Raw genomic sequence first — 13,877 nt, forward strand, 5'->3', positions numbered from 1 at the left:
ATACTTCTAACGGTTATTGTTAAATTGTTGCTTCTTTTGGCGTAATCAAAACCTACGGGTGATCTTTTGAAAGAGGGTTAGATATCGAGTTTACGGGTACCGATCCATTTCACCATGTCAGGATCACGATGCGAAAAGAACAGACTCTGTTTCGTATCTAATGTAGTAATCGACTCCATATCCTCTTGGCTTAACTCAAAGTCAAAGATATTGAAGTTTTCGATAATTCTTTCTTTACGAACAGACTTTGGAATCACAACAACTTCTCTTTGTGCCAACCAGCGTAAAACCACCTGAGCAACGGATTTATTATACTTTTCAGCTATGGATACCAATATTTCATGCTGGAACAAGTCATTTTTCCCTTCAGCAAAAGGCGCCCAGGATTCGATCTGAACATTATTCTCTTTCATGAATTTTGCATTTTCAATTTGCTGATTGAATGGATGCGTTTCAACCTGGTTTACGGCAGGAACTACTTCATTATGAATAATCAAATCGATCAGGCGATCCTCATGGAAGTTACTAACGCCGATTGCACGGACCTTTCCTTCACGGTACAATTCCTCCATAGCGCGCCAAGAACCAAACACATCTCCATATGGCTGGTGAATTAAATACAAATCCAAATAATCCAACTGCAATCTTTCCAGTGATTTTTCAAATGCCTTTTTTGTACGCTCATAACCAGTATCCTGAACCCAAAGTTTCGTAGTGATAAATAACTCCTCTCTTGCCACGCCACTACGTTTGATCGCTCTGCCAACTGCTTCTTCATTTAAATAAGAGGCAGCGGTATCAATCAGCCGATAACCTGTCATAATAGCGTCATAAACGCTTTGTTCACATTCATTTGCATCTTGGATCTGATAAACACCAAAACCGAGTATAGGCATCTCAATCCCATTGTTCAAAGTTACTTTTTGCATATAAAACCCTCCAGTATTTTTAATTATTATGTGTAAATCAACTACAATCCATATTCTTAACAGACATCCACTTCACATACTTATTATGCACCAGATGACAAAGCGATCGTTATCCCGTTCGTGCCAAATGTTTGCCTAATCCTCTCACTACCACCTATTTAACAGATACATATGGACTATAATCGAACTATAAAGAATGACGGAACGGGAAGGACCCAATATCTGAAATAATCACTAAGCAGCAAAATGAACTAGCCAAAATGATTAAACGTTATGCAAAAACCGATGGTGTTCATGTTACTGCCATTCCGTCATTAGTTTTCATACACGACTCTAAAAGCGTCTAAAAGCGTCTAAAAGCGTCTAAAAGCATAAAAAGGTTCAAAATATAACGAAACTAGTAAAGGGAAGGGAAATACTTTTACGGAATGTAAGCAAAACTTAATTCGGGGTTCAACTAACGGAAAACGATAGTTGAATTTAGAACAGGGAGCACACTGCCGCGGCAAATGCTCCCTCTTTCATTGAAGTAACAGGCAGATTGGTGCAATATCCGTCAAAATTAAATAGACAAAAAAATTGACTTCGAGTGAACTCGAAGCCGTAGACTATCTTCTAAGGTCAAGCATGAACTTTTGACGCTGATTTGATATGTTCCGGTATATCGTACTTTTCTCCACATTCTGGGTTATTGTTAACTGGATTCCAAGTATCGTCCAATTGACCAGCCAAGACACTTTCGTAGTAAGCCTTCTTCTCTTTTATGTGCATTAATTGAAGGTTGTACTCATGGATCTTCGCTTCCAGTTCTTTTTCTTGTTTTGCAACAAGTTCAGCCCTTTCAGGAATCGTCTCATCACCTTGCAAACACATAGCAATGTAATGTTTGACTTCTGAAATCGGCAATCCTGAAATACGAAAGCAATGCACCATTCGCAACCAATCCAGATCATGTTCAGAGAATAAGCGATTGTTTCTGCCGTCTCTCGAAACGAAAGGTATTAATTGTTGGTCATCATAGTAACGGATCGTATGTTTTGTAAGGCCAGTTATTTCAGATACATCTTTTACCGTATATTTTGGTTCATGTAATGTCTGATTCAAAATTTCGAACCTCCTTGCTATTGACTTCGAGTTACTCGAATACTTTATGATGTCATTGTACCAATGTTGTGAGCGCTCATCAACTGGTAATCTCCTTTGGGAATGCGAATAAACGCTTTAACTTAAGACAACAATTACTACAGTTTATAAATGAATAACTAGAAAGAGGTTAGAAAATGAACGCAAAATATAACAAACTATTTGAATCCTTTACACTCAAAAATGGAATCGCCCTTAGAAATCGAGTCATTATGGCGCCTATGACCACTTGGGCCAGTAATGACGATTACACGATTTCAGATGAAGAAGTAAATTATTATAAAAAAAGAGTGAACGGTGTAGGTTTGGTTATAACAGGCTGTACGCATGTCCAACCAAGCGGTATAGGTTTTACGCATGAATTTGCAGGCTATGACGATACATTTATTCCAAGTTTACGAAAATTAGCCGATGCGGCGAAAAGTGGAGGAGCTCCTGTGGTACTTCAAGTTTTCCACGCAGGCAACAAAGCACTTCCGACCTTAACTCCAAATGGAGATGTGGTAAGTTCCAGTGCTGTACAGACTGAAGCTACGGCATTTGCTCCTTCCGTTTTGCCAAGAGCACTTTCACATGATGAGATCATGGAAGTAATTCGTGCATTTGGAGAAACAACAAGACGAGCCATTGAAGCAGGATTTGATGGCGTTGAAATTCATGGTGCACATGGATTTTTGCTGCAAAACTTCTTTTCTCCATTCTTCAACAGACGTGAGGATCAATGGGGAGGTTCTTTAGAAAATCGCTTGCGTTTTCCGTTGGCGGTTGTTCAAGAAATGAAAAATGTGATTCAAAAATTTGCAACAAAACCGTTTATATTGGGTTACAGGCTTTCTCCTGATGAACCAATTGAAGGTGGTCTGCGAATGAAAGATACCTATACATTAATTGATCACCTGATTGAAGAAGGTGTTGATTATGTGCATGCTTCACTCGTAAATGCGCTCTCGTTAAAGCCGTTCGATAGTCAGGATGAAAAAACATATCTTGAATTAATTGTAGAACATGTAAATGGCAGATTGCCTGTAATGGCAGCTGGTGCTATGCACACTCCGGATGACGTTGTAACGGCTTTAGATAAGGGGCTGTCCTTAGCGGCTATTGGTCATACGTTAATCATGAATCCAGACTGGGTAGAAAAGGTTCAAAGTGGACAAGAGTCTGAAATCCAAACAGCGATAAAGGCTTCAAAAGTTAGTGAACTTGAGCTTCCGGAAAAACTTTGGGGTGTCATCCAAGCTTCAGGTCCATGGTTTCATATCGAAGAATAACATTTTTATCGTTATCACGTTTTCATCAAGAAAGGATGTGAATTATATGTCAAATATTCAAGATAAGGTTGTCATTATTACAGGTGCCTCAAGTGGAATTGGAGAAGCGACTGCAAAAGAACTTGCCTCTAAAGGTGCGAAGCTGGTACTGGCCGCTCGTCGTGAAGATCGTTTGCAAAAGCTGCAAGAAGCAATTCAAAATAATGGCGGGCAAGCTGTTTATAAAGTGACGGATGTTTCCTCACATGAGCAGATGGAAGAGTTAGCGGATTATGCGCTTAAAGAGTTTGGAAAAATAGACGTAATGGTCAATAATGCAGGAGTCATGCCGTTATCCCCTGTTCATAAGAAGAAAATCAAAGAATGGGATTTGATGGGGATGTTAACATAAAGGGTGCACTTTATGGTATTGCTGCCGTTCTTCCATCCATGAGAGAAAGAAGAGAAGGGCATATCATTAACGTTTCCTCTATAGCAGGGCACTTAGTATTCCCTGCTAGTTCAGTTTATAGTGGTACAAAGTTTGCTGTGCGTGCCATTACAGAAGGCCTTCGTAGAGAAGAGTGTATCAACAATATTCGAACGACTATTGTCTCGCCAGGATCGATTGATACAGAATTAACAGCAGCAATTTCAAACTCAGAGTTAAAAACTGCAATTAATGAAGGATATGAAAATTGCTATCGAGCCTTCTAACATTGCTCGTGCCATAGCATTTGCAATTGAGCAGCCAGCCGATGTAGCAATTAATGAGATGATTATTCGTCCAACAATTCAAGAACTATAAAATAGAAAAATCATGTGATTTGTCGATACTGCCCTAAAAATAGATTTTGGGGCAGTATTTATATTTGTACGGTTTACATGCCTCTTGCTATGGATAGATATGATTTGTTAGCCTTCACCTTTTTCTAAAAACTAACTCATCTCTCGTTCAACTAACGGGACACGATAGTTCAATGATAAAGTGGTGGTCTGGAAATTTTCAAAGTTCAGTTACAGTTAATAGGGCTTTTTTCATTGTCTACAAAATGGGGCTTGACCAATACAAAGCATACCATTGGAATCAGCTCAGTCGATAGATGCTTTCAGCAGATTTTTCCCCATACCCTATCCCAAAAATTCTTTACATACGCAGACTCCAAATTCTACCTTAGGAGCGAATCTATCTTAATAAATACCCTCGCATCTAGAAAACCCAACGTATCAATTCCCCACTACAGCAACTCAAAATAAATTCTCGATTTTATAGTGTCCGTTTGTATGATTTGTTCAAACCCCGATGTATCTTGAAAGTCTTACCTTGCTCTCTATCTAAATTTCCTGTCTCTCCATCATCTGTAATCTTAATTCAGATAAATCTGTCGTAGCTTGGTTGATTGCCGATCTAACAGTATCCCCCTATTAGGTTGAAATCCTATATAAATCGGTTGAAAATGTTGATTTTACCAATGGACAAGGATTTGTACAATAGAGTTGTAACGCTTACATTTCCAAGGAGGTTGCGGCGAAATGAAGAGACTTCAGGTGATTGGCAAGCAAATCAGGACCCCGAGATCCAAAAGGAGGCCGTGTTGATGAAATTTAAGGGAATATTGGCGGCATTTTTGTTTTTAACCACAGCGTCTGTGTTGTTTGGGACGCATACGGCAGAGGCCCATGAACTATCTAATGACAAGCTGACGATTCAGACAGGCGAGCATGGAGAAATTTCATCAATACGTATCAAAGGAGATGCTTTCCCGACAGAGTACGTGATGAACGCAACGGTTACACCTGAGCAGAACACCGCAGATCATCAATGGCTAGGAGAGTTGATGTTCACGTACCGATTGGATGGAGGCAGCTGGACGAAGGCATGGACGAACAAGTCGGCAGACGCACGTAAGATCACAACCAGTGGTAACCGTGTCACTGTCACGTACGAGAATTCTACTAATGCAGAAGGCATACGCAATTTTAAAGTCATTGAAACGTATTCGGCAGAGTCGAATGGTTCGGTGCTGTGGAATATACAGGTGCAGAATACAAGTGGAAAAAAATTGGAGATTGGCGATTTCGGTTTGCCTCTGCCTTTTAATGAGCAGTGGACCAACGGTGATGCGATCTACGAAACTAGAGTGGTGACGCATTCCTTTGTCGGCAATAACAGCTCCTATATTACAGCTGGGCGTCCCAGCGGCATTGGTTCTTCCCTGCTGCTGATTCCTGATTCCACAACGGGTGCGGGCTTTGAGTATCAGGATCACTGGCGGGATGAGGAGCATCCGGGCAGTAAATGGGCCTGGAACCCGGCCAACGAAGGCAAATGGCTGGAAGGACTCAATGTATTTTATATTCATTCCAATGTCATCAAGTCCACCAATCGGGGGTATTTGCCCAATACAAGCCTGATCCTGAATCCTGGTCAAAGCAAAAACTATGGCTTCAAGTTTCTGGCGGTGAAGGACGAGCATGATGTAAAAGATACGTTGTACCAAGAAAACTTGGTGGATACAACAGTCGTACCCGGCATGATCGTGCCTACGAATCAAAAAGCGAAGGTGGACCTGCGCTCCAAGCAGGCGATCAGCAAAGTAACCTATCCAGACGGAACCGTTATTCCGCAGACGGATAGCAAGGCCGGAGGACATTACATTTATGAACTGAAATTTACTAAGCTGGGCCCGAACTTCATAACGGTAGAATACGGCAACGGCAACAAAACGGTGTTACAGTTCTATGCCATCGAGCCGATTGATCAGGCGTTGCAACGGCATGCTACATTTATGGTCGACAAAACCCAATGGAACGTACCGGGTGATCTGCGCGACAAGGTATTTGACGATTGGATGATGCACACCAAATCCAAACGCAACATTTTCAACGGCTATTGGGGCTGGGGAGACGATTGGGGTCTGACCCACGGACAGTTCCTGGCTGAGAAAAACACACTGTCTCCAGTCGCCAAAGAGGTGCGGGCAGTAGACGATTATTTGGAGACGGCGATCTGGACAAATCTGATGAACGGACATCATGAGGATTATTTAATTCATGATTTCTTGATGCCAGAGCCTAATGATACACCGACCTATCGAGGGTATGCGTATCCACACGTATACAACACGTATTTCAGCATGTATAAGATTGCCAATGAATACCCGGATCTTGTCACTTACAAGCATCCAAAGGAAACCTATTTGCTGCGGGCGTATAACATTTTCAAAGCATTGTATGAAGGGCCAGTCGCGTACAACTGGGAAACAGGTTTGATGGGCGAACTGACCACACCGGATATTATTCAGGCACTTCATGATGAAGGCTATGATGATGAAGCGAATGATCTCAAGGAAAAAATGGATCGTAAATATAACAATTTTAAAAATACAAAGTATCCTTACGGTTCTGAATATAGCTATGACAATACAGGGGAAGAGGCTGTATATACGTTAGCCAAGCAGAATATAGATACAGAGGGCGAGCAAAGTAAAGCCCTGGAAATGATGAGTAAAATTAATGCCAAAACCCGTGCAGCACGCGGTCACATGCCCGTATGGTACTACTACACCGATCCGGTGACGATTACCGGGGAGAACTGGTTTAACTTCCAGTACACGACTTCGCTTGCTGGATATGCGATGGATGACTGGATTCGCCATCATGAGGACAATCACCGTGAGGAACAACAACGGTTGTCCTATGCAGCTAAAATTGCCAATGTTGGAGCGATTAACTCCGGGCAAATCAGCTCGGACCCTGAAAACATCGGGGCGGTCGCATGGACGTATCAAGCGGAAAAAGGCAATAACGGCACGAACGGCACTGGCGGCGGTAAAAATGTTCCGCTCTTTAACGGCTGGCGCGGCATGAGCGGTGAGGCTGATCTCGGATTGTTCGGTGCGCTCAAAACATTAAGTGCTGATATCGCGATTGATCCTATTTTCGGATTGACGGGCTACGGTGCAGAGGTGAGCAAAAGCGGCAACGTGTATACGATCAAGCCACTGGACGGCCTGTTCAAGCGGGTCAATCTGATCACGGAAAAGCTGTATATCGAGCTGGAAAAGGACCAATATACAGAAGCCAAGTTGGCAACATCCAAGGATTACGTATGGCTCCAACTGAAAAATCAAACGCCGGGCCAAGCCCATTCCACGTACGTTACATTTGACGGTTTGAAGAAAGGAACGTATCTGGTTAAAGTGGGCGGTCAATCGCAAGGAAAGTTTAATGCGTATGCGACCACCAACAAACTTAAATTGGAGATTGGTACAGCATCCTCCTATACGGTAGAGCTGACACCGACCACACCTGATCCGAACAAGGCGCCTGTCGTAGATGCTGGTAAAGCTTCGAAGGTGAAGCTGCCGGATCAGATCATTCTGAAAGGCACGGCTACGGATGATGGGCTTCCGCAAGGAAAGGTGACGAGCGAGTGGAGTCTGGTCGAAGGACCACAGGACGCGAAGGTCACATTCAGTAACAAAACATCGCTGCGCACGAAGGTGGACGTTTCCGAGCCAGGAACGTATGTGTTCAAGCTGACAGCCAGCGATTCTCAGTTGTCAGCTGAGGCTAAAGTAACGGTGGTAGCTGAACCGGCGGCTCCGTTACTTGAACAGCTTGCAGTTTACAAGTTTGATGAAACAAGCGGTTCTGTAGTTGCGGATTCATCGGACAGTGGCAATGATGCTGCCGTGAAGGGAACGGCTGCATGGGCTGCGGGTAAAACAGGCAATGCTGTCAGCCTGAACGGCAAGGACAGCTATGTGCAGCTTCCGGCGGGTATTGTCAGTCGGACACAGCAATTGACCGTATCCGGCTGGGTCAAAGCGAACAGCCTGAGCGATTATGTGCGGATTTTTGACTTCGGCTCCGGGACGAATGAATATATGTTCCTGACGCCTAAAGCAGGAAATACCATGCTGTTTGCTATTACCAACCAAGGCAACGGGCAGGGACAGGAGCAGACGATTGAAGGCCCTGTACTGCCGACAGGCGTATGGAAGCATGTTGCGGTCACGCTTTCGGGTTCCACAGGTATTTTGTACGTGGATGGAAAAGAAGTGGGACGCAATACCAACCTGACCTTGAATCCTACCAGTCTGGGTCAGACCAAAAATAATTTTATCGGCAAATCTCAGTACCCTGATCCGTACTTCAATGGTCTGGTGGATGAATTCCGTATCTATAGCCGTGCTTTGAATGCAACCGAGGTGGCAGGTCTGGCCTCCGGTACAGCACAGAATCTGGCGGCAACTGAGAAAATCACCGCGCTAAAAGAAGTAAACGTGACGACTCGTGCGGGTGAAAAACCGGAACTGCCAAGCGTAGTGGAAGCTACGTATGGAGAAGGCTCCACCAAATGGGTGGCTGTGGAATGGGAGGATATAGACCCTGCACAATATGCTGCTCCAGGTTTGTTTGAGTTGAAGGGTAAAGTAGAAGGGACAGAGTTAAAGGCAATTGCGAAGGTAACCGTGATTGAGGCAGGGGCTGCGGCTCCATCGGTAACACCAGTTAGCCCGGAAACTTCAGTAACCCCGCCAACTACGACATCCCCGGTAACATCTGCCTTACCGCCTCGGCCTATCAGCTCCGTTAAATCAGCGGGGGTATCCTGAATGGGAGGCAACAACGCATAGTCATGACTAACCTTTCCCATCGTCACTTTCCTCCTATAAAGGGGAGAGTGGCGGTGGGTATCCTTGCATTTGAGGTGCAAAACCGCGAACAAAAAGGTGAATGGGGGAAAAAGTATGAGCAAGATTACATTTCTGGGTGCAGGGAGTACGGTATTTGCTAAAAATGTGCTTGGCGATTGTATGTTGACGCCTGCTTTGCAGGGCTTTGAACTGGCGTTGTTCGATATTGACCCCGTAAGGCTGAAAGATTCAGAAAATATTTTATCCAATTTGAAAAAAACAACAGGGAGCACCTGTGTGATTCGCTCTTATACTGACCGCAAGGAAGCGTTGCGTGGGGCGACCTATGTGGTAAATGCCATCCAGGTGGGCGGCTATGATCCGTGTACAATTACGGATTTTGAAATTCCTAAAAAATACGGCCTGCGCCAAACGATTGCCGATACGGTCGGCATTGGCGGTATTTTCCGCAATTTACGCACGATTCCGGTGATGCTCGATTTTGCGGCAGATGTGCGCGAAGTGTGCCCAGATGCATGGTTTCTCAACTACACGAATCCGATGGCAGTGCTAACGAATGTGATGAACGTTTATGGCGGTGTCCGTACGGTAGGGCTATGTCATAGCGTGCAGGCGTGTATACCGGAACTGTTTAAAAGCCTCGGGCTGGAGCAGGAAGGTGTAAAGGCAAAAATCGCAGGCATCAATCATATGGCGTGGCTGCTCGAAGTGAGCAAGGACGGTGTGGATTTGTATCCTGAGATTAAAAAACGAGCCGCCGCTAAGCAACAGGAAAAGCATCATGATATGGTGCGCTTTGAAATGATGCTAAAATTCGGCTATTACATTACGGAGTCGTCCGAGCATAATGCGGAGTATCATCCGTATTTTATCAAACGGGCATACCCTGAGCTGATCGAGCGCTTCAATATTCCTTTGGATGAATACCCGCGCCGCTGTGTGAGCCAGATTGAACGATGGGAAACGATGCGTGAAGAGCTTTTGGGTAATCAGGATCTGCGTCATGAACGGTCAAACGAGTATGCCTCTTATATATTTGAGGCGATCGAAACGAATCAGCCTTTTGCCATTGGCGGCAATGTGATGAACACAGGCTTAATTACCAATCTGCCGAAGGAAGCCTGTGTGGAGGTACCTTGTCTGGTGAATCGTAGCGGGGTTACGCCAACCTTTGTCGGGGATTTGCCACCCCAATGCGCTGCGCTGAACCGGACGAATATTAATACCCAGCTGTTAACGATTGAAGCTGCAATCACCGGGAAAAAGGAGCACATTTATCATGCTGCTATGTTGGACCCGCACACGTCCGCAGAGCTGTCCATGGATGATATCGTTTCTCTGTGTGATGACCTGATTGCAGCGCACGGGGCGTGGCTCCCAGCCTATGTGTAAGGGAGGCAGATGAATGGGAGGCCGTGGTCGTCAAAAGTTCGCCGGGATTCCTACAATTCGTGGGAAATTCATTGTACTGACGCTGGTACTCACCGTCATTCCGATGGTGGTGCTGACTTTTACCTTTTACCGGATCGCGGCCCATTCCCTTGGTGAGAAGTCGGAAGCACTGGCTATGCAGTCCCGGCAAATGAGTGAAAATTACGTCAATGCGACGCTCTCCGATTTGAATGATCTAACCAATGCCATTCTCAGCAATCCTGATGTGCAGTCTACACTGGAGACCAAGCCGGAAGATGATTATGAATATTTACGGAACGATGAAACACTCAGTATGGTTGTCCGTACGCAAACCCAGACCAAGCCGTATATCACGTCCTCTCTCATATATGCCGCCAATGGCGGGCTCAAGCATTCTCTCTATCAGGGGAATGTTTCGGTCCGTTTTGGCGGCCTTCCTACATTAGAGGAAGCACGTGTGTACTATCGCCGCCTGCTGGCCGAGCGGCCCATGATGTGGATGGCTCATTCGCCGTTTGAATCCGGACGCGGAATGGCGGAGGATCGCATCTATGTGGGGAAACTGCTCCGAAAAACGACTGGAGATTATGCAGCCCTCGGATTTTTGCTGCTGGAAATCGACAAGGCCAGTCTGTTTCGGGGGCTTGCTTTTCATGAAACAGACGGCAATACCCAGATGTGGGTGCTGGATCAGGAGGGCGAGCCTGTATACCGATTGCCGGAGCAGGGGGTTGCGGATCAAGCGCTATTGCGGCAGATTGCCAAATCGGCTGTGGATAGGCCCGTGCTTACGAAGGATTGGAGAACATGGAACGGCCGCCAGACGATGATCTCTTACGGCCCGTTAAATGAAGGACAATGGACGCTGCTGCAAAAAGTCGATCAGTCCGTGCTGTTCGAGGATGCGCGGAAAATTGGTGCCTGGACCATTTGGACTTTTTTGATTGCACTGATGCTGGGCTGGATGCTGTCTTATCGGCTGAGTGACACGATTCGTCGCCCCCTGCTTCAATTGAGCCGATTAATGGCGGTCGATGGGAGTGTGAGTGCTACAGGCTCAGCCCAAGCCTTCGAAGCTCCTACTTCCGTTGTTTTTAATCCTAAGGATGAGGTAGGGCAGATCGGGGAGCGTTTTCTTCATATGATGCAAAAAAATCATGAACTGTACGGTCAGGTCTACGAAGCGTTGCTGTCGCGTAAGCAGGCTGAGTTCCGCGCGCTTCAGGCGCAGATTAATCCGCATTTTTTGTACAACACGCTAGAATCACTGAAAGGAATGGCCTTGGCGAATGGGCAACGGGATATGGCAGAGGTAATCGGTGCCTTCGGTAAATGCTTTCGTATTTCGCTAAGTTATGGCCGAGAGCAAATCAGTTTGGGACAGGAAGTCGAGCATGTAAGCGCCTATGTGAAGGTGCAGCAGTTCAGGTTTAGGAATTCGTTCGAGTGGATTTGCGAGGTAGAGGAGGATATTTGCGGATTTTATGTACCGAAACTAATCCTCCAGCCGCTCGTTGAAAATGCCATTTACCACGGCTTAAAAGGGCGTACCGACCGTGGCTATATCATGTTATCCGGTACAAGGGAAGGGGATATGTTGCGTTTGACGGTCAGTGATGATGGGGGCGGTATTGGAGTCGAACGTCTGAACGATATCCGGAAGTCGCTAGATGCAGAACGGGGGAGTGCTATTGGCTTTGGGCTGCGCAATGTGCATGAACGTCTTCGGCATTATGGTCCGCAATATGGACTGTCCGTGACAAGCGAGCCGGGTCAGTACACCTCGGTTACCTTACTGGCACCCATTCGAACCGAATAAGAAAGGGGAGAAGGCATGTACCGGCTGCTGATTGTGGACGACGAATATCATATTCGGGAAGGACTGAAGCTGATGGTGGCGGAAAGTGGCCTGTCAGTGGAAGTCAGTGATGTGGCGGAGGACGGCGCGACGGCATTACGTTTGTATACGGAGCAGCGACCGGACATGATTTTACTGGATATTAATTTACCGGATATGAGTGGACTGGACGTAGCAAAAACCATTCGGGAAAAGGATCAGCAGACCCCGTTATTATTCCTGACAGGGTACGAATCTATGACATATATTCGTCAGGCAGTCTCGCTTCAAGCGGTCGATTATTTGCTCAAGCCGGTGACCAGCGAGGATTTCGAAGCGGCATTGAGCCGGGCAGAGGATCGCATTGCGCAATGGCGAAGAAGCGAGGAGGAAGCCATTCACCGCCATCGTTCATTGGAGCCATTGTACAGGGAGCATCTACTGCTGGATTTGCTCCAGCAGCGGCGTCCTGCAGCCGAGGTTATTCGGGAGATGGACGGGCTGGGATTTTTCAGTGAGACGAGTGGGCCGCCTTATACCGTGCTGTGCTGCGAGCTGGAGGAGGCGTCGCAGCAGGAGGCAACCGCCACTAGCAAGCCACACGGTTCCATGCATAAAAGCAGCCATGTATTCGCCGGACTAGCTGGGGAGGCAGCGGCAGCAGCCGGGGCGAAGGCACATGGTGCGGCGGTTTCCCGCGATCGGCGTGTTGTGCTGCTGGCGACGGCATCTTGCAGGGCGGCGGAGCGGACGGCACAGCAGATTCGGCAGGTCGTGCAGGAACGATTGAGCCAGGGCGTGTCTATCGGGATTAGCCGTCCCGTACAACGGATGGAGCAACTTCCCGAAGCGTATGAGGAAGCTGTGCAAGCGGCGGAACATCGGGGGTGGGTGGGCTATAGCCAGATCATCCCCTATGAGAGCATTCAGGCGGCCGAGCCGAACAGCAGTCAATTACTGGAGAAGGAACTGCTAATGATTACGGAAATTCGAGCAGGCAATGATGCTGCCGTACATGCGATTTTACAGGAATGGTCAGGACAGTTGGCAGGGTTGCCCGTCAAGCAGGTGAAAATGATTGTCACTCAGCTCGTGCTGTTCGTCATGCGGATCGTTCAGAGTGATGCATCTGTAGGACAAACGTCCATGCAGGAGCAGGACCCGTTGTTGGAGCTTTCACGATTACGACATGGGCCCGAGATGATTGATTATGTATCGCGCTATTTTGTCCGGGTGGGTCGTCATGTTCGAGAATCACGCGAGAAGGGGATTCCACGCAAATTCCAACGGGCCAAGGAATGGATTCGAGAGCATCTTCAGGAGGATGGCGGGCTGAACCGTCTTGCAGAGTACATGAATATGAGCCCCAAGTATTTGAGTGCCCGTTTCAAGCAAGTTACAGGTGAAAGCTTCGCCGATTACCAGACGCGTGTTCGCTTTGAGCGAGCCCGAGAACTGCTGCTGGACCCGAATCGCAAGGTGGCGGAGGTAGCGGAGGTTGTGGGATTCACAGATACGAACTATTTTAGCATTGCCTTTAAAAAGCATACCGGACTGACCCCGACGGAGTTTCGTAAAACATTTTTGTAAACGCGCTGTTAAAAAAATCATACCAAAACAAAGAGAGTCTGGAGTCGTT

7 protein-coding genes and 1 pseudogene are annotated in these 13,877 nt (G+C 46.4%); 6 read left to right on the forward strand and 2 right to left on the reverse strand.

The genetic code is table 11. The features are described 5' to 3' along the window. Window positions 1–77 precede the first annotated feature (77 nt). Both KAI36_RS05010 and KAI36_RS05015 read right to left on the reverse strand, forming a co-directional pair. Entirely contained in the window at window positions 78–929 is an 852-nt protein-coding gene (locus KAI36_RS05010; protein WP_220027123.1) for an aldo/keto reductase, read from the reverse strand. Window positions 930–1,550: 621 nt separating this feature from the next. Beyond that, window positions 1,551–2,033 (reverse strand): MerR family transcriptional regulator, encoded by a 483-nt coding sequence (locus KAI36_RS05015; RefSeq protein ID WP_220027124.1) that lies wholly within the window; start codon window positions 2,031–2,033, stop codon window positions 1,551–1,553. A 176-nt stretch (window positions 2,034–2,209) separates the two neighbouring features. Here KAI36_RS05015 and KAI36_RS05020 point away from each other — a divergent pair, with 176 nt between their 5' ends. The 6 genes and pseudogenes from KAI36_RS05020 (at window position 2,210) to KAI36_RS05045 (ending at window position 13,828) form a co-directional block, all read left to right on the forward strand. After that, complete coding sequence (locus tag KAI36_RS05020) at window positions 2,210–3,343, forward strand: NADH-dependent flavin oxidoreductase (protein ID WP_220027125.1); 1,134 nt, start codon at window positions 2,210–2,212, stop codon at window positions 3,341–3,343. Between the two features lie 46 nt (window positions 3,344–3,389). Continuing rightward, window positions 3,390–4,130: pseudogene (locus tag KAI36_RS05025) on the forward strand (SDR family oxidoreductase). A 790-nt stretch (window positions 4,131–4,920) separates the two neighbouring features. Beyond that, a complete protein-coding gene (locus KAI36_RS05030) occupies window positions 4,921–8,946 on the forward strand; it encodes a DUF5695 domain-containing protein (protein ID WP_220027126.1) in 4,026 nt (1,341 codons plus the stop codon). A 135-nt stretch (window positions 8,947–9,081) separates the two neighbouring features. After that, window positions 9,082–10,380 (forward strand): alpha-glucosidase/alpha-galactosidase, encoded by a 1,299-nt coding sequence (gene melA / locus KAI36_RS05035; protein WP_220027127.1) that lies wholly within the window; start codon window positions 9,082–9,084, stop codon window positions 10,378–10,380. 13 nt (window positions 10,381–10,393) lie between these two features. Further along, the gene (locus KAI36_RS05040) at window positions 10,394–12,220 is read left to right on the forward strand and encodes a cache domain-containing sensor histidine kinase (protein WP_220027128.1); all 1,827 of its coding nucleotides are present in this window, start codon (window positions 10,394–10,396) and stop codon (window positions 12,218–12,220) included. Between the two features lie 15 nt (window positions 12,221–12,235). Next, a complete protein-coding gene (locus KAI36_RS05045; RefSeq protein ID WP_220027129.1) occupies window positions 12,236–13,828 on the forward strand; it encodes a response regulator in 1,593 nt (530 codons plus the stop codon). Window positions 13,829–13,877 lie beyond the last annotated feature (49 nt).

Origin of the sequence: Paenibacillus sp. S02, assembly GCF_019454065.1 — a bacterium.
Taxonomy (GTDB): domain Bacteria; phylum Bacillota; class Bacilli; order Paenibacillales; family Paenibacillaceae; genus Paenibacillus; species Paenibacillus polymyxa_B.